This window comes from Brasilonema sennae CENA114, assembly GCF_006968745.1.
GTDB lineage: Bacteria > Cyanobacteriota > Cyanobacteriia > Cyanobacteriales > Nostocaceae > Brasilonema > Brasilonema sennae.
In genome coordinates, this window is the sequence record NZ_CP030118.1 from 2,518,942 (window position 1) to 2,542,552 (window position 23,611).

Annotated in this window: 19 protein-coding genes and 3 pseudogenes; 12 read left to right on the forward strand and 10 right to left on the reverse strand. The window is 44.6% G+C overall.

Annotated features, from left to right (window positions below; genetic code table 11):
- Positions 1-26 precede the first annotated feature (26 nt).
- Entirely contained in the window at positions 27-3,494 is a 3,468-nt protein-coding gene (locus tag DP114_RS10775) for a caspase family protein (RefSeq protein WP_171976076.1), read from the reverse strand.
- A gap of 392 nt (positions 3,495-3,886) precedes the next feature.
- Between DP114_RS10775 and DP114_RS10780 the strand changes: the two genes are divergently transcribed.
- Positions 3,887-4,339: a GNAT family N-acetyltransferase gene (locus DP114_RS10780; protein ID WP_171976077.1), complete on the forward strand. Its 453-nt coding sequence runs from the start codon at positions 3,887-3,889 to the stop codon at positions 4,337-4,339.
- A gap of 117 nt (positions 4,340-4,456) precedes the next feature.
- Positions 4,457-5,236 (forward strand): hypothetical protein, encoded by a 780-nt coding sequence (locus tag DP114_RS10785; RefSeq protein WP_171976078.1) that lies wholly within the window; start codon positions 4,457-4,459, stop codon positions 5,234-5,236.
- On the opposite strand, the pseudogene DP114_RS10790 reads toward DP114_RS10785, so the two are convergent.
- From DP114_RS10790 to DP114_RS10805, 4 genes and pseudogenes are all read right to left on the reverse strand, one after another.
- Positions 5,220-5,594: pseudogene (locus DP114_RS10790) on the reverse strand (GNAT family N-acetyltransferase); the annotation flags it as partial. The gene DP114_RS10785 and the pseudogene DP114_RS10790 overlap by 17 nt on opposite strands.
- A 948-nt stretch (positions 5,595-6,542) precedes the next feature.
- Positions 6,543-6,692 (reverse strand): annotated as a pseudogene (locus DP114_RS10795) (IS630 family transposase); the annotation flags it as partial.
- 8 nt (positions 6,693-6,700) lie between these two features.
- Positions 6,701-7,810 carry a Kelch repeat-containing protein gene (locus DP114_RS10800; RefSeq protein WP_169264932.1) on the reverse strand — a complete coding sequence of 370 codons (1,110 nt, stop codon included), beginning with the start codon at positions 7,808-7,810 and terminating at the stop codon, positions 6,701-6,703.
- 52 nt (positions 7,811-7,862) lie between these two features.
- Complete coding sequence (locus DP114_RS10805; protein ID WP_169264933.1) at positions 7,863-8,996, reverse strand: aldo/keto reductase; 1,134 nt, start codon at positions 8,994-8,996, stop codon at positions 7,863-7,865.
- Positions 8,997-9,171: 175 nt separating this feature from the next.
- On the opposite strand from DP114_RS10805, the gene DP114_RS10810 reads away from it, so the two are divergent.
- Both DP114_RS10810 and DP114_RS34365 read left to right on the forward strand, forming a co-directional pair.
- The gene (locus DP114_RS10810; RefSeq protein WP_169264934.1) at positions 9,172-10,122 is read left to right on the forward strand and encodes an AraC family transcriptional regulator; all 951 of its coding nucleotides are present in this window, start codon (positions 9,172-9,174) and stop codon (positions 10,120-10,122) included.
- 214 nt (positions 10,123-10,336) lie between these two features.
- Complete coding sequence (locus tag DP114_RS34365) at positions 10,337-10,534, forward strand: hypothetical protein (protein WP_211178422.1); 198 nt, start codon at positions 10,337-10,339, stop codon at positions 10,532-10,534.
- A 472-nt stretch (positions 10,535-11,006) separates the two neighbouring features.
- Here the strand turns inward: DP114_RS34365 and DP114_RS10820 are convergent, their stop codons facing one another.
- The 4 genes from DP114_RS10820 to DP114_RS10835 all read right to left on the reverse strand — a co-directional run bounded on the left by DP114_RS10820 (position 11,007) and on the right by DP114_RS10835 (position 16,718).
- Positions 11,007-14,186 (reverse strand): efflux RND transporter permease subunit, encoded by a 3,180-nt coding sequence (locus DP114_RS10820; RefSeq protein ID WP_169264935.1) that lies wholly within the window; start codon positions 14,184-14,186, stop codon positions 11,007-11,009.
- Positions 14,187-14,357: 171 nt separating this feature from the next.
- A complete protein-coding gene (locus DP114_RS10825; protein ID WP_172195191.1) occupies positions 14,358-14,573 on the reverse strand; it encodes a hypothetical protein in 216 nt (71 codons plus the stop codon).
- Positions 14,574-14,710: 137 nt separating this feature from the next.
- The gene (locus tag DP114_RS10830; protein WP_169264936.1) at positions 14,711-16,060 is read right to left on the reverse strand and encodes an efflux RND transporter periplasmic adaptor subunit; all 1,350 of its coding nucleotides are present in this window, start codon (positions 16,058-16,060) and stop codon (positions 14,711-14,713) included.
- A gap of 250 nt (positions 16,061-16,310) precedes the next feature.
- Positions 16,311-16,718 (reverse strand): SDR family NAD(P)-dependent oxidoreductase, encoded by a 408-nt coding sequence (locus tag DP114_RS10835; protein WP_169264937.1) that lies wholly within the window; start codon positions 16,716-16,718, stop codon positions 16,311-16,313.
- A 441-nt stretch (positions 16,719-17,159) separates the two neighbouring features.
- Between DP114_RS10835 and DP114_RS10840 the strand changes: the two are divergent.
- From DP114_RS10840 to DP114_RS10850, 3 genes and pseudogenes are all read left to right on the forward strand, one after another.
- Positions 17,160-18,016 (forward strand): annotated as a pseudogene (locus DP114_RS10840) (IS701 family transposase); the annotation flags it as partial.
- Positions 18,013-18,237 carry a hypothetical protein gene (locus tag DP114_RS10845; protein ID WP_169264939.1) on the forward strand — a complete coding sequence of 75 codons (225 nt, stop codon included), beginning with the start codon at positions 18,013-18,015 and terminating at the stop codon, positions 18,235-18,237. The pseudogene DP114_RS10840 and the gene DP114_RS10845, both read left to right, overlap by 4 nt.
- A gap of 401 nt (positions 18,238-18,638) precedes the next feature.
- Positions 18,639-19,193 (forward strand): alpha/beta hydrolase family protein, encoded by a 555-nt coding sequence (locus tag DP114_RS10850; protein WP_169264940.1) that lies wholly within the window; start codon positions 18,639-18,641, stop codon positions 19,191-19,193.
- Positions 19,194-19,606: 413 nt separating this feature from the next.
- Here the strand turns inward: DP114_RS10850 and cysK are convergent, their stop codons facing one another.
- The gene (cysK, locus tag DP114_RS10855) at positions 19,607-20,560 is read right to left on the reverse strand and encodes a cysteine synthase A (protein ID WP_169264941.1); all 954 of its coding nucleotides are present in this window, start codon (positions 20,558-20,560) and stop codon (positions 19,607-19,609) included.
- An 831-nt stretch (positions 20,561-21,391) separates the two neighbouring features.
- On the opposite strand from cysK, the gene DP114_RS10860 reads away from it, so the two are divergent.
- The 5 genes from DP114_RS10860 to DP114_RS10880 all read left to right on the forward strand — a co-directional run bounded on the left by DP114_RS10860 (position 21,392) and on the right by DP114_RS10880 (position 23,473).
- Positions 21,392-21,817, forward strand: a complete 426-nt coding sequence (locus DP114_RS10860) for a hypothetical protein (protein WP_169264942.1) — start codon at positions 21,392-21,394, stop codon at positions 21,815-21,817.
- A gap of 7 nt (positions 21,818-21,824) precedes the next feature.
- The gene (locus DP114_RS10865; protein WP_169264943.1) at positions 21,825-22,076 is read left to right on the forward strand and encodes a hypothetical protein; all 252 of its coding nucleotides are present in this window, start codon (positions 21,825-21,827) and stop codon (positions 22,074-22,076) included.
- A gap of 3 nt (positions 22,077-22,079) precedes the next feature.
- A complete protein-coding gene (locus tag DP114_RS10870; protein ID WP_169264944.1) occupies positions 22,080-22,391 on the forward strand; it encodes a hypothetical protein in 312 nt (103 codons plus the stop codon).
- Positions 22,392-22,709: 318 nt separating this feature from the next.
- The gene (locus tag DP114_RS10875) at positions 22,710-23,045 is read left to right on the forward strand and encodes a hypothetical protein (protein WP_169264945.1); all 336 of its coding nucleotides are present in this window, start codon (positions 22,710-22,712) and stop codon (positions 23,043-23,045) included.
- Positions 23,046-23,101: 56 nt separating this feature from the next.
- Complete coding sequence (locus tag DP114_RS10880; RefSeq protein ID WP_169264946.1) at positions 23,102-23,473, forward strand: hypothetical protein; 372 nt, start codon at positions 23,102-23,104, stop codon at positions 23,471-23,473.
- The last annotated feature ends 138 nt before the right edge of the window (positions 23,474-23,611 follow it).

The window sequence follows — 23,611 nt, forward strand, 5'->3', positions numbered from 1 at the left end:
AATGTCTACTTTTGCCTTTTTGCTGTTTACTTGTGTTGTCTAAGAGCTGCAACCAAAGCCTCTAAACCAACTTCTGTGAATTCAGTACCGAAGTAACTCATGTGGTCGCAAGCGACTTCTTGAATAAAGGGCGAGCGCTTGCCTCCAAATGGAATACTCGTAATACTATCCACAGTCACTGCAACATCATTTGGTACACCAAAGAAAGGCAAAGCTACAACTTTCTTAAATAAACTTTTTTGTAGCCGTTCTAGTACATTCGATTTTTTTGCTGATTGTTGCTCTAATGCTGCCGGAATGATAGAGGTATTGCCAGCGATAATTGAGTAAGGAATGCCAGGATCGTCACTTGCGGCGAGAGATTTGATAACATCAGAAGCAGGGTTCATCTCGGCTAAAGCGATCCTAATATTTTTTTCTAAAGCGCCCATCAGCATAGCCACGACTTTTGCAGGCCAAGCAACTGTAGAAAGACCGTTAAGCGCGATACCCAAAGTGAGTTTTACCCAATCTTCCACAACTGACCAAGGAGAACCTGCATTTGGTGTACCCAACATAAACAGGTGTTGGACGACTTTATTTCCTCCTTTTTGCTCAATAAACCAACGAGATACCAAACCACCCATTGAGTGAGCGATGATGTGCAGTTCTTTACCGTGATTTTCTCCCAAACCCACATCTATGAGTCGCTGTTTCAAAAATTGAGCATTTTGCTCAATTGAAGTATTCAAGTTTTCGTAGTCAAAGGTGAGAACTACGTCGTAAAGTTCACTGATAGAATGCTTTTGTCCATCCGCTTGCGATACCGGTTGTTTAATGTTGTTCACTAAACTCTCAGTATCGCCAATAATGCCGTGGATGAACAGGGCAATCCGTTTTGCTTGCGCCACTCGCTGCTGAACATCAGTCGCATCCCGTTTATAAGTTACTTTTTTGTCGTCTCCCACAAGAGCCACAGCTAAAATGGGATACTGAAATTTCCGCCCGAAATTCTGGCTGATAACTTTTTCAAAGAAGATGCGAATAGCTCCTTTCAGGCTGCGTTCTCCCTGACTAACTGGTGCTGGTAATTGTTCTAGGGTAATTTCTGTTTTGCCGTCTTTCGTTGTACCGTTACCTAAGGGCAAATAAAACTCACCGTCATAGCCGATAGGAAGAAGGTATTCATTGTCTGCTAGAGGAACATCAACTAATAATTTCAAAGGTTCATCTGGGGTGACAACTTTGTGGTCTGCAACATCAGTCAGTTCCAGTACACTTAATCCAGGGTCAGTACCCCGGCTTTTCGTAAATTGGAAAGGTCGAGTCACTTCTGGGTTTTCCCGCAGGATCGGAGGGACAATTTTATTTCCCAAATCTCGGCTGACTTGCGGTGTGGTTGTGAGGCGAGCATTCGCTACTAAACTCTTATGCGGCTGTAATTTGACGCCTGCGTCTAATTGTTGTTCTTGTTTCTGAGAAACTGGGGTAGATTCTAAGGGGCGGACTGTGGTGATTGTAATTTCCTCAGCGTACCAATCGTCAAACCTAACTGCGGCACTTTTGCGAATATTACGATTTTGAGTGCGATTCATCAAACGATCAAGGCTACTTTGATTTGAGGAATCGATATCTCTTGATGCAGGTGGTCGAGGAGCATCAAGTTTCTCCTGAGTTAGGAATTTGGCGTCAAATTCTTCGTTGCTAACTATCAATTTTATAATGTCTTTGTACTCGGTAATTCCTTGTTTCCATAACTCGTCTGGGACTTCTAATATCAAGTCTTGTCCATCTAGAGCCAGAGCTTGTTCTCCTGGTTTCAGCCTGACGCTACCTACTTCTTCAAAAAATGGGGCACTAATAGCGAAATCGTCTGAAAGATTGACCAGGGCAAAGTAAAGTGGATTTTGACTATTATTGGTGAGTTTGAGTTTAAATTCAGGTGGTTGCCAATAAGCGTCGTTATACTTGTACTGCAAACGCATCTGTTTTGATAGAGATACATCATCCTTAAAGATGAGTTCCATCTTCACGTCACCAGCTTTAATCTGAGTTGCTGCGGTATTTGAGAGTTGGGCAATTGTTGTCCAACGGGCAATATGTTCTAGGCGTTTAATTGCCTTTTCTGCATTTTCTGGGGTATAACCATCAATTTGCTCTACAAGAGGTCGGTCATCTGTCGGTCTGGCTATCAAATATTGCTCATTGCGACACAACAGGCGAAACTGGGCTTTGGTAAGTTCTTGCTCTTCGCGGATATAGGGTGAGGGTTGGTTATTATTAGGTCCAGCTATTTTGAGTGCGTCACGAGCTTGAGTGACTCCCGCTTCATCTCCCTCAAAATATACTCCTAAAGGGGGTAGCGGTAAACTGGTAACAACTGCCTTAAAAGTGCGATCAGCAGTCAGGGTTTGCACATCTTCGATATCTATCTTACTCTTGGTTGGTAATACCTGAGTGACTTTTGCTGTACCAACAGACTTTGACGGATCACGCAAATTGTCGATATTGGCGTCAAAGGGAAATAGTGCAAGTAACGTCGCTTCGCCGTCTCGTGGTGGTTGAACTCCGTGGACAGCACCGCCTTCAATCACCCAACCATAGCTTTTGTCATTCTTAACAATAAAGTAAGGTTCAAGTTCGGCGATCGCTCCATCTAGGAAAAATTTGTTGTCATCCTCTGGATAATTCACTTCCAACTGAGGAGACTGATCCCCATTCACACTGCGTACTAAGGCATTTGTGCGTCCAAACAAATCTCGATAAGTCAGCTTTCCGTTCGCTTTGGACAATGTATCCATTAAAAAATAAGAGAAACGACCCCGGTGTTGACCATTTCCTTTATACTCTTTTGCTGTTTCGTAGTCTCGACAAGCTGCTAAAAGAACATGACGACCTTTGGGTATATTCCAGCCTGTAGGGTTATCTTCAGGTTTTACCTTACGAGTCCCTAAAAGTCGATTCAAATCATCCAGCGTAAAAATAAAACTATCAAGTGGGCGTTCTCGCTTGTCTGCAGGCAAACGACGTTCCTTCGTCTGTTGCATTGGGTCTCTTGTGCCGGAACCAGAGTGGCAGCAGTCCATAATAATGGTCAGATGGGGGTTCTTTTGTGCTACTTCTGCAATCAATGCTGCCAATTCTTTATCTGCCAAATCCCAACCGCCTTCAGTACGACTGTCATAACAGACTAAAGTCTCATCAAGATGGTCTGGTTCTAGTTGCCAAAATTCTTTTGGTGCTAACTCCTGGGAACCATGACCACTGTAATAAAAGAGAACTATATCATCTTGCCCAGCTTGATTCAAATGCGAACGGAAGCCATCAATAATTCCCTTACGGGTTGCTTGTTCATCTTTGAGCGTTTGTAAATGGAGTTGGTATTCTTGCTTATCAAAGCGTTCTTTTATATACTCTTCTATTGCTGTAATGTCATTAACGCAGCCTTGTAAACAGTGATTTGGATTGGGATAATTGTCGATACCAACTAATAAAGCATAGAAATGACGAATCATGATTCTTTTTGTCTCCTAAAACTATCACGTCTCAATTAACAGCTCAGATAACGGTGTTTTTTGACTTTACCAACAGGCGGATTGAATTGAAAATCAAGTTACGCATGAAAATTCTGGCACTTTCTGCTTTATTTTTATATAGTTGTCCGCTGATAGAACTTATGCACTGTAGAATCGGGTAAGCTCTAAGCCACTGATAAGTGACGCCCACTATAATGAACTTCCCGCCAGCTTTTACTTAGTACCTTTGAATTATGCAAATATAGCAATTGCCAGGTAGATTAGGACATGAACTAATGAGAAAATACTGACACCACAAAACTTTCAAGACTGTTCCCTGCACTGCACTGAGCGTAGTCGAAGTGTTCCCTGCTATATTTGAAATAATGACAATGCCCCACGTTAGAGAAGCAACATTAGATGACATCCCGCAGCTTTGTGATTTGCTGACTATTTTGTTTACTCAGGAAGCAGACTTTCAACCAGACAGCGCCAAGCAATCACAGGGATTACGCCAAATCATCGAACACCCAGAAGTCGGACGTATCCTTGTTCTCCACGATGGTTCGACTGTAATCGGTATGGTTAACCTTCTGTTCACTATCAGTACGGCTCTTGGAACACGTGTTGCTATCCTGGAGGATATGATCGTTCATCCAGACTGGCGTGGCGGTGGTGCTGGATCTACTCTCTTGAAGGAGGCGATCGCGCTTGCACAAGCATCTGGTTGTTCACGTATCACTTTGCTAAGCGATCGCCTCAACTCCTCAGCGATTCGTTTCTACCAGCGACATGGTTTCACGCTTTCTGATATGGTTCCTTTGCGCCTGCTGTTTCCCGAATAAGCAAGCAGCCATAGAGTCAACTGATAGACTCTAAGTCACTGATGGGTGTCACCCACCATACAGTAACTTACTCACTTACGGTAAACTCAACTGCGGATATTAATCTGGAGTCTGCGTATGCTTATTCTCGATGCTCCTCAAGTTGAAGTCATCGTTGGAGAAAATGCGGTTCATATTTCTCAACTGCCAAAAGTATGGCAAGATATTGCACAAGGAAAGGCTGGTGTCGGACTGGCAAATCCACAGACTTATGTTGAGATGGCGCAGTTGTTTCAATACAAGTTGCAGCAGGGAGATGTTGACTTATTCAACGAACGCCCGGAACTTGCTCACCTCAAGCCATGCTTTAAAGAGCTGTTTGGATTGTTGGCGCGGGAGACACTTGAGTTCTACGGGCAAGATTTTAAAGTTGAGAGATATCCAAATTTTGAAGCAATTTTACGTGAATTTGAGTCAAAGGGAGTAGAGTACTCTAACGAAGTTAAGGTTGCTCGTATTTGTCTGGAACTGTTTAATGAGTTCGATTATGAACTTCCCGCCAGCTTTTACCTGGTACATCTTGCTCCTATTTACCGAGAGACTGTTTTTGAAGAACGGGCTTTACGATTTGATCCCCGTGATACAGAACATAAGCGCGGTTGGGATGCTGTCCTTCATGCTGGAAAAGTATTCGCTGTGCAGATGAAGATACAAAGTATTGCTTCTAAATACGGTTTGACATATCAGCACGGTTGTGGTTGTGAATCCCACTTATCTTCTATTGATATGTCACTGGGAGCGTTTGACTATCAATTAAATACTGAAAAGCGTCAGCGATGGATTCGCAGTTTTATTTGGACAACATGGTATGAGTATGCATTTTTCCCAATTGTACCTAATACTAGATATTTGGTGTAATTACTGAGGTGCACAGACTAGATGTCTGAACGGCAGGAGCCGGGGTTTTTGGCTCGATGAAGTACACGAAGCTAGGATATCCATCCGTTTCGATTTCCTCCCAGTCAAACACCATCCCCGCTTCCTGCACGACACGCACAGATGCCAGGTTCTCCGGCGCGATAGTTGCGAGTACTCGCCTCAGCCCACATTGCTTGAGACCGTAAGCAAGCATGGCTGGCACAACTTGGCGTAGCCTTGCCCCCCACCAACGTTGCCCGAAGCCATAGATGATCTCCGGCTCGCTTCGCTCCGGATCATAGATAATTCCGCAACATTTTATGAACTCTCCAGTGTCCTTTGCGACGATCGCCAAGGCACCAAAGCCCTTTTGTTATGTAAGATTTGTAGCGAAAAACATGTTCAAAGCGCCTAACGCATTGCTATATAACATGGTGCGTTAGGCACTAACCGTAACGCAACGGCAATAAAGCCAGAACTCAGAGCGGCGGCTTGGGCCAATCTGAAGTTCGGTGGGGAGGAACATCCACAAGCGCGCATCTGCCTCCCCTACTTAAGATTTACTTTATAAATCAACTCTAAGTGCATAAGTTGGTTTTGCTGGATTTTATTTACTCACATCTTGCACCTAACCGGGTAAACCCGCAAAAGGCAAATAAAGAGCGCAAAATATCACAGTAGATGAATAGTGAATATTAAGTGTATAAAAGTGATTAATTGAAAAAAAATTAATCGCATTACTACATAGTTAGCTTCAAAAACAGATTCTTTCATTAATGAAAATGCCTGAGTCCCTTTATCAGCTAGATTCGGTGCATTGCTTGACATAATTACCTCTCATTGCTGTAAAATAAGCCCTCTTTGACCATAATCATCTGATTGAATGTCCCGTTTCAACATCATTTCCGTGTATTACACCGTAGGTTTAACCTGAATATCGCTTTTTTACCATGTATGACACGGCTGAGCCTGAGATCATGTAACCGCCTCTGAGTGAATTCAATTTCCTTGCATGTAACACACGGAAAAACCTTTTTTCCCTTGTAGCGTGCAATACACCGTTAATTTAAAAGTTTTCGCCAAGTATTACACGGTACATGCACAATCAGGTTGTTTCCTTGGACATCGATTCGTAAGAGAATTAATTTTTACCTATTCGCTTACCACCATACGCACACCCCTCTCCACAACATGTCTTACAGATTAGAGGAATTTGGTGCACCATCAGCGATCGCCTTATTCCTTTCCCTTCAAGGCATTAATTCCTCTCACCCTTCAATGCAGGAGCGAACGTACAGTAATTAGTACCCGTCACCTCACTTAACCAATCTGCCACCTTCCTTCCGTTCCATAATCCTCTATCCGGTGCTTTTTCTTGTAACACCTGCCATAACTGTGCTTGCTGCATATCATCCACTAGGGGTTGTGTGCCTTGGTTTGACTTTCTGCGATCGCCGTTTAGCGTTAAGTGTAAATACGGTCGGGATTGAAACTCTTTAGTTGCCGCTTGGGCTTGTGTTTCTTCGTTATAGTTATACTTTCGGTGGGCAATACTAGCACTTCGTGGATCGCAGTAGCTGCATTTCCGCCTGTTTGGGTTCCCCCGCCAAAAACAAAAATTCGATCACCAACAGCCGATGCTCCCAATCCATGTCGTGGGGTGGGCAAGGGCGGCAATGCTTTCCAGACATCGGTTTTGGGGTCGTATACCCAACTTTCGGCGAAAACTTTCTGCTCTGGAACCCACTGTTCACCGCCAAAAACGTAAAGCTTGCCGTTCAGCGAGGTTGCAGCAAGACCACCTTGAGCTTGAGGCATAGGCTCAAGCGTCTCCCAACGATCAAGCTTCGGATCGTAAACCTCAAGATTTGGCACATTGACAAACCGCGTAGTGCCATCCGCATTCTTGATAAACTTGCGACCACCAACTACGTAGATTTTTTCATCAATTACAGCTGACGCTGCACTATTTCGCGGTGTCGGTGCATTGGCGCGGGTTGACCAACGCCTCGTCGTCGGATCAAATACTTCGTTTCGCACGCTGTCGATGTGGTCATTGAAAAGCCGAGCGTCCTCAGTGGCTCGAACGCGTCCGCCAATCAGGTATATTTTATCGTCAACTACTGCGGATACGCCCTCTGCGCGAGCCGCTGGCAGGTCAGTGCCTTTGGTCCAAGTATTAGAGGAAGGATTGTATATAAACATCGTAGGCTGTGCGCGCCAGTCCGGAAATCCTCCTGTGAAACCGCCAACACCGTAGAGCAAACCATTGACTGCCGACAGCGTAATGTGATGGCGTGCTTCAGGTAGCGGTCTCAATACTGTCCACGCATCATTGACAGGATCATAAGACTCGAAATGATCTGAAAACTCAGTGTTTGGGCTGAGTAAACCGCCGACTACGTAAATTTTTCCGTTCAAAACTTCTGGATAAAGCTCTTGCCGAGCTATTGTTGGCGGTGCAGCTTCGGTCCAATACGGTAGCTGGCTTTGCGCTTGACTTAGTACGGGCGACCATAGCGTAATGACCGCAAAGATCGGGATCGACAGGGAAAGCAGATATCTAAATGGCATAATACAGACTCCATTACTCGAATATTTTTAAGCTAAGTTGAATGCACCAGACTCAACCGATTGGACGTGGATTTGGCAGGCGAACCAACCCGTTGAACGTCTTGCCAGGATACCAGGGCGTTTGGAGAAGTTTCTCAAAACCAGGAAGGCTTTCCATATGTTTCACCATCCGGGTACGCATTGACTTATCTGGTAGCGATCCTCTTAATGCCCCCATATTCTCAACAACATGATTTGGGTTCGTAGTCGCGGGAATCGCACAGGTAAGAGCAGGGTGAGAAATCACATACTTGAGAAAAAACTGCGCCCAGTTCTGACAGCCAATCTCGCTGGCAAAATCGGGTAGTGATTGCCCCTTCACCAATTCAAAAAGACGGGCTTTCTCAAAGGGCATATTGGCTAAGACTGCTGTTCCTCGCGCCGCCGCCGCCGGGAGAATTCTTTCTTCGACTTCACGCTGACGAATTGAGTAGCGAAGTTGAACAAAGTCCAGATCGCCGTTCTCGATCCACTTTTCAAGCGCAGCAAAATACAACGGATCGTGGTGGGTAACGCCCACGAAGCGAATTTTACCTTCTTTTTTCCATGCCTTTAGCAGGGGCAAAATCGCATCTACATTCACCAAACTATGAACCTGCATAACATCAATGCGATCGCGCGACAATCGCTTCAGTGATTGTTCAAACTGGCGCTGTGCCTGACTGGGATCGCCCAGATACTCGCCAGTTGCCCAGGTTTTGTTAGTAACAAACAGATCATTGGTCAAGCCGAGGGTTCTGGCAAATTCACTCACGTTCACCTCCGACATGCCGTAGAGTGGTGAGGTATCAACCACCCGTCCGCCTGCATCCCAAAAGCGGCGCATCACTTGCCCAAGACTCGCGCGGGGCTGATTAGACAAAGCATCAAAGGTCATAAATGTTCCTAGACCGATCGCAGGCAATTTCTCCTTTGTGCGCGGGATCTCTTTGGTGATGATCTGCGATGGTTGGTTTTGAGCAGGTGACGATGGTTGATTTTGGGTTTGATTCTGTGCCTGTGCCATCTTGGAAAGAGTAGGTGTCAAGGCAGCAGCAGCACCAAATCCTAACAACCCAAGTGCAGACCGACGGGAAACAATTCGCTTAATTGCTGGACGAGAATTATTATTGTGCATTGTATTACCTTGCGGCAAGCCGTTAGTCATTACCCCATTAGCTTTAACTTTTGTAGCTAGTTATGCTCATACTATGAGCCATACATAGGGTTTTCAATGCCTAAACCTCGCCTTGAATTGCCTAATCCTCCAAACAAGATTTTATGAATTGATGAAGTTGCGCTATGCTGATTGAGACAATCCTCAAATGAGTTGAAGAACTAGCATGGCGATTGAGATCGTTAACCACCGCGCACTAGACAATGAGTGTGAAAAATTAGCAGCATTAATCACTCGGCACACCAATGGTCAGGGGAATGGTTCTCATCCAACCGCGATCGACAAGCTGGAATTTAGACGAGAATCTTTTGTCTCCACACCACTTAGACGAGAATCTTTTGTCTCCACACCACTACATCAAGTCTGCGAACCTCTCTTGGTCATTATCGTTCAAGGCGAAAAAACAGTATTGTTAGGGGAAGAAACCTATCCTTATGGTGTGGCTCAATATCTGGTGATCTCAGTCGATCTGCCACTGAGCGCGTTTGTTGTCGAGGCGACTCCAGAAAAGCCCTATTTAGCCTTCAAACTGAAATTAGACTTACGCCAACTGTGTGATATTCTCGCAGAGACTAAGGCGATAGCTAGTAACAAAGAAAACTCTGTCAAAGGCTTATTCGTCAGCAATGCTGATGCACCGTTGCTCGATTGCGCGCTCAGACTAACCCGGCTCTTGGATACGCCACAGGATATCCCGATCCTGTCACCGATGATTATCCGCGAAATCTATTACCGCCTTCTCATGGGTGAACAAGGCGAAGCAGTTCGACAGATTGCCACATCGGGCAGTACGATGCAGCGCATCGCTAAAGCCATCAAACTCATTAACGCTAATTTTACAAAACTGATGCGGGTTGAGGATCTCGCTCGGCACGCCAGTATGTCTGCTTCCTCTTTCCATTACCACTTCAAAGCAGTGACCTCAATGAGTCCGTTGCAATATCAAAAGCAGTTAAGACTATTAGAAGCGCGTCGCCTGATGCTTACTGAAGATTCCGATGCGTCCAGTGCTGCTTATCGGGTGGGGTATGAAAGTGCCTCACAGTTCAGCCGTGAATATTCCCGTCTGTTTGGTGCGCCACCGATCACAGATATTGAACGTTTACGCATCGCTTGAGCAATGTGACGAATTACGTTAACGACGGAGGAGCGTCATTAGTAATTACGAATTGGAGCGTCCCTTGCGCGTCTCGTAGAGAAGCAACTTGACAATTCTCAAATTATCACTCCCGGTTCGCTCATTACTCAGTCAAATTGCCTTTTATCTAATTCCAGTTCAGCTGCCTTTTTTCCTAGAGAATTTGGTGCAGTTTGTACCTTCTTAAAGTGGGATGGCGATCGCTTTTTGTACATTGTTTAGTGCGATCGCGAAGCGGGCGCTCTGCACCATCGCCTCAGTCATCTATGGCAAAATGAAGCAGCGAATAGAGTTCATCACTTTTCTGTCTTTAGTTTTTGGGCTAATGGGTATTGGCTATTTATTAATTGGTCATTTTCCTCATTCAATCATTTTCTTTTGGGCATTGTAGAACACTTTCTTATGGTTTTTACCCCTCTTCTGTCACTTTCCGGAGTTAGCAAGTAGTAACGTGCGTGAAATTATCCAGAAGCATAACAGGGTTTAAATTGATTCATTGCACTAATTAATTGATTGAATCCCAGCAATAAATTAGAATTAGGGAAAATATGTATCCAGGGATAAATCAACCAAAATAGTAAGCTCTGCACAATATTCATCTATGGTGGCAACTGTTGGGTGAGCATAAGATTGGCAAATGTTTCAAGATTTGTAATTCTACATCCATTGCCCTACTTACCTTTGCGGGTTTTCTTTTTTTATTCTTTTATTCAGAATAACCGGAAAGTGACAGAAGAGGGGGTAAATAAAGGGGTGTAGGGTGTAGGGGAAACAAGCCACACCACTTGCGGGTGGGGTTTTAACCTACCTTAGGATACAGCGAAAAGTCTGAGCGGCGGCTTTACAAGCGTGCCATTTGTTTTTTAGGTATTAACGTCAACCAGTTTGTCCCTATCTTTTTGGACTGACGATCGCGGTTTTTTACGTCCAGACAGATCATGCAGCAAGCCCATAAGTGCGGGGACAACAGTGGGAGTCAATATCGTAGAAAATGCCAGACCGCCAGTCAGAACAATGCCTAATCCTTGATATAACTCTGAACCTTGACCTGGTAAAACTGCTAGCGGTAACATCCCCAACACACTAGTTCCAGCAGACATGAAAATAGCACGCAGGCGATCGCTTGTCGCATTATATAACGATGCATCATAATCTTCACCTGCTTCTTGAAGTTGCAAGGCGCGATCAACCAGCAGAATGGCGTTATTGACGACTACACCTGTAAGAATCACAAATCCTAAGGCTGTAATCATATCTAGTGCTACATTCATTCCCGGAATTCGGTTAGCAATTACCAGACTTAATAGTGCGCCACTCATACCCATTGGCACTGTTGCCATAATCACCACTGGGTAGAGGAATGAGCGATACAACGCTACGAGTAACAAGTAAGTAATCAAAATCGAAATTGTAAATGCAGTAGCTAATTGAGCAACGGTTGTTGCCAACTGATCTGCTGAACCCGACAGTTCCAGCCGAAAGCCTGTTGGGAGATTGGCACGCAGAGGAGCCAAAATTTCCTCTTCGGTACGTTCTACTAGTGTACTCAGAGGGGCAGTAGGTGCAAGGGAAACAGTGAGGCTAATTGATCGCTCCAAATCGACGTGGTTAATAGTATCGGCTCCAGTTGTTTCACTGACTTCGGCAATATCACCCAGTTGTACTTGTCGTCCCCGCGCATACAGTGACAATTGGCGCAATTGTTCTGGCGTTTCGACAGCGGTATTTTGCAGTTCCACTGAGACATCTAGTTCTTCTTTACCATCAATGTAATCGGAGGCAACCCGACCGCCTAATGCTGCTTCCACCATTGAACCAACTTCTGCTTCCGAGAGACCCACTTCGGAGATGCGTTCCCGGTTGGGAATAACTTGTAACTCGCCAGCTCCCATCACAAAGTTAGATCGCACATTCTGCACTTCAGGAATACCCCGCAATTTGCCCGTGATTTGCTGCTCCAAATCGCTGATTTGATTCAAATCTGCGCCTATAATATCTATTTCAAATTCCTTACCTGGATCGCGGAAGATGGAAACTCGCGTTGGTACTATAAAGCGGTATCCGGCAAAGTTGCTGCTTTGGGCACGCAAGCGATCCACCATCTCAGCTAATCCGGTAGTGGTGGCAAATTCTGACTTGAGGATTGTCGCAATGCCACGCAATGCCCCAGGACGATCAACGTACATGATGCGATCAACTTCTGGTTGCGATCGCAAATATTTCTGAATCTGTTCAGATTGTCGAATCGCTTCTGGTATACTAGTTCCCGGCAATGGTTCCGCTCGCAACACGACCTGGTTGCGATTTCCTTCAGGTAAATAATCCGCAGGTGGTAGTAGAAAAATACTGATAACAAGTAAAGCAACGGGAATCGACAGCACGATTAACCTGCGCCCAACACGCTTACGTCCGAGTGACCAGCTGACGGTAGATGCCAAAAAGTTTTCGAGTTTCCCTTGGAAATGACGGAATATTGCCGAAGTTTTTGCTACTAAGCGCTCAAACCAATTGCCGCCGCGATATTCACCGCCCTCCATCATTTGCATTGCTTCTGATTGCTTGAGGAACAGTCCAGATAGCATTGGTACTAGGGTCAATGCGGCAAACAGCGAGAACAGAGAAGAAGCAGAAAGAGCGATCGCCATATCAGCGTAGAGTTGTCCTGCTTCACCCGTCACCATTATCAGCGGCACAAACACGACTACGTTGGTCAAGGTAGAACCGAGCATCGCGCCCCAGACTTCCTGTGTACCGTCGATTGCTGCCCGGATCGGGTTTTTGCCTTGCTGCATGTGAGTAAAGACATTTTCAATCACGACGATCGCGTTATCCACGACCATACCCACTGCAAACGCCAGTCCTGCCAAACTGATGATATTCAATGTTCGTCCAAATGCAGACATGACAATGAACACCATAATCAGCGTTGTGGGGATTGTAATTGCCACCACCGCCACAGTACGCATGGAGCCGAGGAACAAAATCAAGACGATTGTGGCTAACAGCGCCCCACTAAATAGGTTGCCTTGTACAAACGCTACAGATTGATTGATGTACTGGCTTTCGTCGTAGTTATAAACAAAAAGAATCCCCTGGTTTTGCCTATCGAACTCAGTTTGGAGTGCGGCAATTTCCGCTCGGATGCCTTTAGCAACCTCTGGCACATTCGCCCCAATTTCACGAATCACACCGACTGCTACCCCAGGTTTGCCGTTGAACATCAACGCACTATCTTGCGGTTTGCGTCCCATTTGCACCTGTGCCACATCTCGCAAGTAAACTGTACCCGATTGGTCACGCCGCAGTACAAAGCCTTCAATTTGCGATAGTTCTTGCGATCGGCTGACTGTGCGGACTCGATATTCTCGGCGTCCTAAAATTAATGGTCCACCCCGGATATCGCGGTTGTTTTCCTGAAGTACCCGCACCACATCACCAATGGTAAGGTTGCGATCGGACAATGCTCGCGGATTGACCTTTACCTCCACTTCCCGCTCTTGTCCACCCACTAAGAGAAATTGTCCAGCTCCCTCGATTCGCCGCAAGCGCGGAATCACCACTTCGTCCGCTAAATCTCGATAGCGGTCTGCATTCGGCTGAAATCCTTCCTTAGTATCAAACGGAATCCACATCATTGGGGAACTGTTGCCACCCACGAGTTCCACACTCGACTCTTGTGCTTCTGGGGGCAAGCTTTCCACCTGCTGCAAGCGGTTCAATACATCCACCATCCGCTCTCTGACGTTAGCATCCTGAGCAAATTCCAGCGTGATACTGCTGCGTCCCGTCCGAGAAGTACTGCTGATTTCCTGGACGCCCAGCACTTCTTCCATTTGTTCTTCAATTGGGCGTGTAATCAGGTCTTCTACCTCCGTAGGTCCTGCTCCAGGATAAGGAGTGGTGATGGTAATTTCCGGGCGATCGCCCCCTGGTTGCAATTCCAAGGGCAACCTCAGTAACGAGATCACTCCAAACATGCTTACCAAGCAAAATAACACAAAGGTGCCATGTCGCCAACGAACAGCAGTTTCAATAAAGTTCATAATTAAAATTGTGAGTTAGGACTTAAAAGTGTCTTTGGCAAAATGTTAGGAAAGGGTGAGAAACTGTAACTGAAAATCTGGAAATAACGCTGAAATTACTCCCGGAATTGTCCAAGTGTTTGTGGTATCATTTAATTAGTGGCTTTATCCACATCCGATAGATACGCCTAATTAACTGTGAAGGTTAAAAAGCTCGTACTGGGGCTTGTGCGCCGCTAACAACAATTGAATACTTTTTGAGTCTCGTACTGAGATTCGTTTCAGTATCTCTAACTGGGGATTAGTGGTCAAGGAACCAAAGCCACGGGGCAATGGAACCAAGCTGTAAAGCGCTTCTAATCGAGCGAACTTATACCGTGGAGTTGGGTCTTGTACAGATTTATCCATTTTTGGGGAGTTTTGTCTAGATTTTTAGAAGCGGTTAAAGGAGAAAGGAAAAAGGAAGATTTTTGCCTTTGACCCTTCCCCTTGACCCATCTTCTGCAAAGAAGTCTATTACCTCGTTCCCAGTCTGCGACTAGCACTCAAATACCACTAACTGTCTTCACAGGCGCACCATCTTGCAACCCATCACCGCCACGCAGCACAATGGGTTGGCCGCCGCGTAAGGTGGGATGGTAAATTGCAACATTTTTACCCATATCAGCAACCATTTCTACTTGAATTTGCCTAGCTTTGCCATCAGCAACCGTAAAGACAAGCCACTGATTTTGGCGTCTTGTTACTGCATCGCGTGATATAACAAAGCTAGACCGATTCGAGGGCATATTCAGATTACCTGCGATCGCCATTCCCGGTAACAAACCTGGTGGCGGGTTGTTGATTTGGACGCGGACGCGCTGGCGACGAGAAGCAGCATCTGCTGAGGGAACGACAGCGGTGATGGTGGCTCGTTGTTTCCATTGCGGTAGGGCACGAGTCGTGAGATCAATTGTCATGCCGGGATTAACTTGACTGCTCAATTCTTCGGGTAACTCCAAAAAAATATCGAAGCGATCGCCTGCTACTAAAGTCACAATTTGACCAGAACTTTGCACCAAATCACCGTTACTAATATGCCGAGTCTGCACCACACCCGCTTCGGATGCCACAATGCGAGTGCGCTGCTGTGCCAGTTCTGCTTGAGCTAGGGTGGCTCTAGCTGCTTCTACGTTTGCCCGTTGAGCGGCGATTTCTTCTCGAATCGGCCCAGCTTTGGCTTCAGCAAACTGGGCTTCAGCTTCTAACCGTTCTCCCCGGATGTTATCCAATTGTGTTTGAGCTTCCACGAGTAATCTTTGAGACAGAGCACCTTGTTTAACAAGATCGCTGGTGCGCTTCAGGTTATCTTGTGCTTCCAATTCTCTCGCCTTGGCAGATGTGACTGTTGCTTGACGTTGAGCAATAATTTCTGGACGAGTACCTACTTCTAAGCGTGCCAAATTGCTACGCTGTTGAGCTAGTTGTGCCCGTGCTTGGGAGATTGCTAATTGCTGATCGGAATCGTCTAGGATAGCAATCGGCATTCCTGCCTTGACGCGATCGCCCGATTGCACCAAGATTTTCTCAACAATCCCATTAGTTTGAGCGCGGAGTGTTGACTGCTGACTGGCTTCCACCTGTCCTAAAAGCTGTACACTTTTTGTAGCACTTCCAGTTGCCAGGGCGATCGTTTCAATCGCTTTTGGAGTTGGTGCTTTCTGCTGTTGGGCAACAGAGGGACGTGGTGCGCCACCAGGAGCGAGTATTCGCCAAAGGATAATGCCACCAGTTGCCAGAAATAGGATCAGCAAACTCCAGAACCAGGGTTTACGAGAACGAGTAGGCGCTTCAGAGGGCGCAGAACTGTCTGACTGGGTTTCAACGATTGAAGCTTGGTCTCCAGAAATATCCATAATGGTTGATGGTAGCTACTGAGAAGTTGAGGGTTAATTGTTAACGGTTGACAGTGGACAATAAACCGTTAACTATGAATTTTTTAACTAAATTTAAAACTAGGTAACCTTTTTTATAGTTTATTGGACATTTATGACAAAAAAATGTCAGATGTAATGACAGTAGACCAAAAAGTTCTGCGCTCGCTCTGTGATGGATACCTGTAAGCCCGATTATTGTTTAAAAAACGTATAGTACAGTGTAAATTCTCTAACTTGTAGTTGTTCGGGAAATTATTCGATTTCTCTCCCTTTGCGATGGCACGCAGTTCCCGCCCAAAGGGCATCGCGGGTTTTGAGAGGAATAATGCGGTTTAAATACAATATACGCGCAATGATCGCATCTACCGCCGACTTGTCCTAACAGCTTTGGCGACATGTTTTTTTCATCAAAGGTCACTTTATCGAAGGTTTTGGTATTTCCAGTATCTAGTTGCAATGCTACGGCTTTTGCCCCGATTAATTCGATTTGGGCCACGACTTTTGTAACTTCTTCAGCATTGCTATGGTAGGTCACAATAACATCGACCTCTTTTTTAGCAAGGTTCAAGGCAGTACTTTTGCCCAGTCCTCGGCTCGATCCACTTACTAGTGCAATTTTTGGGCTGTGATTAGTCATTACCCGATCCTTTGAGTGTTTTGGGTTGATGTATGCATCTTATGAATAAGAGCAAGAGCTTTAAATACACAAACCTCGCTATTTATTGCCTAATCCTCCAAATTAAGGTTCTGCAACTGGATAAAGATGCTCTACTCACATCTTGCACCTAACCGGGTAAACCCGCAAAAGGCAAATAAAGAGCGCAAAATATCACAGTAGATGAATAGTGAATATTAAGTGTATAAAAGTGATTAATTGAAAAAAAATTAATCGCATTACTACATAGTTAGCTTCAAAAACAACAAGATACTGGGATGAAGCTGAAAGCTTCATCCCGGAGGGCGATTGCCGGAGGCGCAGCTAGCTTAACGCCAACTAGGAAATTGTTAGGTTTGCGAATGTAGGTCAAAACATGAGAGAAAGGGCCTAAAATATACTTCGTTTTCTTAAGCAAGAACAATGCTTGCCCACGCCCAAAAGCTAGTTTACACCCTCAAAGAGTTGATGCCGACTTCGTACCAAAAAGATAATCTAGAAGCAATGCTGGGATTATTTTTGGAAGCACAAGGGCAACATGAACCCGAACACTGTCAAACTAAATCTCCGAGTGCATTAAGTCGGTTTTTAAATATCAATCCTTGGTCAACAAGGGACATGATTCGCACAGTTCGTAACCACGTAGTGGAAACGGTTTTAAAGGTTTTCTCTGAATGTGGCAAAGGACGTAAACCATTTTTACAGGTAATTATTGACCTAACGACTCTGGAAAAACGTGGTAAATTTAAAGACTTTGAGGATTTAATCTCAGTTTATAACGGTAAGCGCGGGCTACATCTGGTGGTAGTTTATTTAGTTGTTGCAAACTGGCGCATACCTTGGAGTTTTCGTGTTTGGAGAGGTAAGGGTACTCTCTCACCCGCGCAGCTAGGGCTAAAGCTAGTCAGGCGTTTACCCAAATCTTTAACTGAACACTTTCAGGTAATGATTTTAGCAGATACAGCTTTTGGAAGTGTGGAATTCCTCCACGGTATACGCAAGCTTAAATATCATGCAATTACAGGTGTAGCCATTAACCGTAAGTTAATTGATGGAAGGGTTTTAAGGCATCTGCGTAAAGCTCGCCGCTTGGGTTGCTTCCCCCGGCAGACTTTACATAAACAGGGACAACAAGTACGCTTAGTTGGTTTGAAGCTAACCGTTACTGTTTGTTGGTACTAACTTAAACGGGATAAAGGCAAGCTCGAAAAACGCTTCGTTTTGTCTACTAGACCCCTCAAAGCGCGAGCCATATTAAATGGTGGGGAAAGCGTAGGTGGTTCGCCAGCGCGGTGGACGGAGAGAAATGCCTTGCGGGGGTTCCCCCCGTTGTGGCAATTTCGGGGTTCCCCGGCATAAAGCGACTGGCGTTAGCGCAGCGGAACCGGAGGTTCTCCCCGAAGGGCAGATTGAGGGTTGGTTTAAAACAGCAAAACATCGGTTTGGATTACATCGCTTTGATGAGTCAGCGCTGCACAGAGAAGTGCCTTGCGCGGGTTAAGCGCGTTGTGGCAACTAGCCCCGATAGGCGTAGCCGTGCCGTTAGGCATAGGGGGCGCTACGCAAACGGAGAGCGTTTCCCGACAGAGGCGACTGCGATCTATGCCTGCGGCACGCCATTCGGCTATCGCAGCGGAACCGGAGGTTCTCCCCGAAGGGTCAGGGTACTCTACTTGGTATGTATCGTTGGTTGCTACTTTCCCTCATTGCTTATATTTTGGCGCACTGGGCTTATTTATCAACCAACACTACAGATTTACCTGACTGGGGGAATCGCTCACAAATCGCACTTGAATTTATCTTCCCGCAAATACTTGTGTCTGTTCTTTTACTTCATATTGAGCGATTGATTCCTCTTGCACTTAGTTGCGGTTCTGACATCCATGTTTCCAGGTGCAAGATGTGAGGTTACAGTGTTTTGCCCAAAGTCTACCGGAAAATCGCTATCAACTGCGAGACTCTCGCATTAAACAGGCGATCGCTCTCAACCCTAGAACTTCTTTAATGTTTGCTAAAACTGGGTTAGAAAAGGTGCAAGTTCCGACTTTAATACTAGCATCATCTGGAGATAAAACCACCCCAGCTTTAACTGAACAGGTTATTGGTTTTAACAAAATACCATCACCGAAATGGCTTATTGGTATTGTAGGATCTACCCACAGTAGTATTAAAGACCCTATTTCTACCGCACAACGAGAGGAGAAAAAACAGCCTTCTAGTGTTGGTGATGTTGAAGTCGTTGGTAAGCAAGCTACTGATATTCGTAAATATATGAAAGCTATTAGTTTGGCGTTTGCTTCACAAACAACTTCAGAAGCTAACCAATATAAAATCTTTCTCACACCAGAGTATGCCCAACATATTTCTACGAAATCGTTTCCGATTCGTTTAGTGACGGAAATTTCGCCTGATATTATGAAATTAGTCAACCAGGCTGTTGAGAACTATCAGCATTAACAATTCAAAATTCGTCTTGGAAAGTTTGCTCTGTCGGGAAACCAACGCCCTTCGGGGAGAACCTCCGGTTCCGCTGCGATAGCCGAATGGCGTGCCGCAGGCATAGATCGCAGTCGCCTCTGTCGGGAGACCCTCTCCGTTTGCGTAGCGCCCCCTATGCCTAACGGCACGGCTACGCCTATCGGGGCTAGTTGCCACAACGCGCTTAACCCGCGCAAGGCACTTCTGTGTGCAGCGCTGTCTCACCAGATACCTACGGAGGGAGACCCTCCTGCAGTACTGGCTCCTCCTGGCAACTTTCCGCAAAATTAGTCTTGGAAAGTTGGGCGGGACGGAAACCGACACCGCCCACTTTCCGCAAAATTCAAAATTTTGAATTGTTAATTGGATCTGCCGTATTTTTGAAACTCCCTTTATCGGACAGTCTGCAACGCCAAATCTTGGAACATTGGGGTGCTGAGGTAACGTTCGCCAAAGGAAGGCTGAATCATCACAATTAAACGACCTGCGTTTCCTGGGCGTTTGGCGACTTGGATTGCAGCATATAAAGCAGCACCAGAGGAGATACCAGATAACAAACCTTCTTCTGTTGCTAAGCGTCGTCCATAGGCGATAGCCTGATCATCACTAACGCTTATCACTTCATCGACTAACTTCTTGTCGAGAACTTCGGGGATAAATCCGGCACCAATACCTTGAATTTTATGTGGTCCTGGTTTACCTCCAGAAAGGACGGGACTGTTAGCTGGTTCTACGGCGATCGCCTGAAAACTGGGTTTACGCTCTTTGAGAACTTCTGCAACGCCAGTTATTGTTCCGCCAGTACCAACACCTGCAATCACAATATCCACTTCCCCATCGGTATCTGCCCAAATCTCCTCTGCTGTGGTTTCTCTGTGTATTTTGGGGTTAGCTGGGTTGCGGAATTGTTGCAACATATAAGCATTGGGAGTGCTAGCAACGATTTGTTCAGCTTTGGCAATAGCGCCTCGCATTCCTTCAAGTCCGGGTGTCAATTCCAAAGAAGCACCATATGCTCGTAGCATGGCGCGTCGTTCCAAACTCATTGTTTCGGGCATTGTCAAAACCAAACGGTAGCCACGCGCCGCCGCCACCATCGCCAGTCCAATTCCTGTATTACCAGAGGTAGGCTCAACCAGAATGCTTTTTCCTGGCTTAATGAGTCCCTCGTCCTCAGCCGTCTTTATCATGCTTGCAGCAATGCGATCTTTTACCGAAGCTGCTGGGTTCATTCCTTCTAACTTCACAACAATCCTGGCTATACACCCCTCAGCTTGAGGGATTTTGTTTAGCTGAACTAAAGGAGTTCTTCCAACCAGTTCTGTTATGTCACGAGCAATCCGCATATACTAAACTCCTAATATAGATACCTTTTAGTGGTGGGTCACAAGAAACTAAGCTGTAGCCAATCAGTGCATCAATAGTTATCTTGAAATTAAAAAAGTTACTCTACTTCATTTTAGATGATTTTAAGATAATTCTTAATCTTCTGTTATCTTTGAACAAAGTCAACAAATCGCAAATTTTTGATTTATTTTCATAATACTCAACTTTCTCTTAGCATAACAATACAATTTTTGAGTACAAGTTTTATTTTACTAAAAATAGTGAAAAAAACTTATCTATCGCAAGCTCTATATATAGTTTTGATATTGAGTACACGAAAGCTAGAACCCCATTCTGTAAATACTAGTACCACTACATGAAAAGTCTAGCACCTCTACCCCAAAATTTTTTTTGAACACTGATTAGATAAGAATGACAGGCTTTGAGTACAACCTTAATTAATTTAATAATCTTAATCCAGGGTGGATAAACTCTCTTGAGCAAAGACAACTGATATAAAAGATATAGGATTTACGCAGAGATTCCCCTCTACCCCCCAAACTTCTAGACGCGAGTCTAGGAATGAGGGGGGGCTTCTTAAACAATTCACGCATTCGCTGATTGAATCCGCAACAAAAGCAGTCAGACAGCGTTGTTCAAAGCAACGTGCCCATGTCTCATTCCGCGCGTGCTGTAGGTATAGGGTGAATGAGAGTTTCTCATGCCTTAGGAACTGCTTTCGGAGTTGGGTGCTAGCAATTGGTCTATAACTTCAAAGAGTGTACATTCTTACATGCGCGGTAGCTTAGTCCTCAAACAGTTAGTACTTAACAGTTACTCATGATAGCTGAATGAAATTTAGACTCGTTCAATTACTCACAGTTTGTACAGTCACTTTAGTGGTGCTTTCTCCAGAGATATTAGTATTTAGTATGGTTTGGGAGCGCCATATGGAGCTAGCACAAACAAATAATTCAACCTGTGAAGCGAATCATAATAGTACGAGTCAAGTTGGATTAGCTCTGCAAGAAGGTAAAAAATCCTATCAAGATAGCTCTTCTGTAGAATTTTCTGTCACAAACTTTGTCAAGCAATCTCTAAATCATAAAAAAACAGACAAAACTGTCAAATTCTTACAATGGTTCCTTTTATTATTTCCTATAATTCTTGGACTACTTGTTTTTTTATATGACAGATATCTCATTTATCGTGCAGGTGTTTTTCAGCAACAAGTAGAAATGTTAGAAAGACTTTGGCAACAAGGAATTGAACAATAAACCAACTATGACAGAACAAAGAGAAAACTTATATTTCAGCCTCATTGACCAGCTACTTCGTTGTCCGAATGGTCAAGAACCAGAAGTTTTAGAAGCTAAGCCAGAATTGCTTGATGCTGGTTTGATACAGACAATGTTACAAGTTGCAAGTGGATTTGCACACAACAATAATCCAGATGGAGCTCAGTTTCTTATCCATGTTGCACGTGAGTTATCTAAGGAACTGGGACTGTACCCTGATACTTCAGAAAAGGAGTAAATAATGTTATTGACTGCAACGGACGCGGGACACATAGCGTTAGAATTCCTGATGGCCGAGTGGAATATTTCAGAAGAAGACAGACAATGGTTTGTCATTGTTAACTCTCGCCTAACTGGTGACAATTGGTACATTGTAGAACTTGCTATCGGAGGATTTCCTGATAGGTGGTATGTCCAAGTTTATGATACTGGAGCGTGTGACCCGAATTACACTTTTATTTCACCAATTCATGGTTCACACAGAGAGATTGACACGAATAATTTACCATTTATGGTAGAAGAGGTATTGTATTCGGAACGTAATGCTCGATAACAATGAGGATTACAAACTAAGCTCTTCAATCTAAAGTTGTGTTAAGACACAGAGAGCTATGGAAACAATACATGATTATTATGAGGTAAAAAACTACTCATTTTATCTGGTTTTATAATTAAAAGCGTAGAGTATATGATGTATACTCTACGCTTTTTTTATTAGTTTTTCTTTAATGATATTAAAGGATAATTCATAACTTTTGTTATAAAAATCAACCCTTAATTTTATAATATTTTCGGATATTTATTCGCATAAATATAGTCAAATTATGTTATATTAAATAATGTGACAATCCTTACATAATGATAGTATTTCATGATTAGTGAAGACATCCTAGCACAAGAATTCATGAGGGTCGTCACTCACTATTACCCAAAAGTCGGAGAATCACTAGACGGCTGTTATGTGAAAGTTATCTCCTCTTACTGGGGACGACCTCCTAAACGCTTGCGATACATAGGAATTTATTGCTCTGAAAAAATGATGCCCCATGTGCAAACTCACAAAGAAATTTTGCGAGAACTAGCAGAAAATATGGGACTCGTTCAGGTAGTTTTCCTCAACGCAACGCGACTATTGCGCGATCCTATGTCGAATGTCAAGCGAATACATCCACGTTTGTGGTTGGATTTGCATTGGCTGACAACATAGCAGTAATCGTAAACCCAACTTCCTCCAAACCCACCTTGCAACCTGAAGGGGTTCCTATGAAAAATAAATCCTTCCTTCCTCCAGAGGATTTACCTTCAACAGAAGCGACGCACCTTGACAAAATATTGCGATCGCAACTCGAACATTCCACTGGCAGATGCTTTTTTGAAGCTTGTGATCAGATTACACGAGCATTATTGTCTAACTGTCAGTGGTATATTACGACAGATGGTGGCTACCTCATGCTAGTCATTGATTGTCCTGACATCGTCAGTTACTGGCATATAGTCAGCAATATTGCACCCATTGGAAATAGGCTAGAACGGTTTGCCAGTAGCGCTAGAATCCGCGTTTATCCTCCATTTGGTAAGGGAACGCCGTTTGAAATTAGCGTGAATGAAATATCGGCTTATCGGGACTGGTTATAACACTCAACAGTGATCACTTATCAGGTTAGATAAATGTGAAACCACTGATAAACAATGGACACTCACCTCAGGGGTTCTCTCTCGTTGAGGTAAGTGTCCTCCAGATGTACGCAGATACAAATCTGCGTACATCTTGTA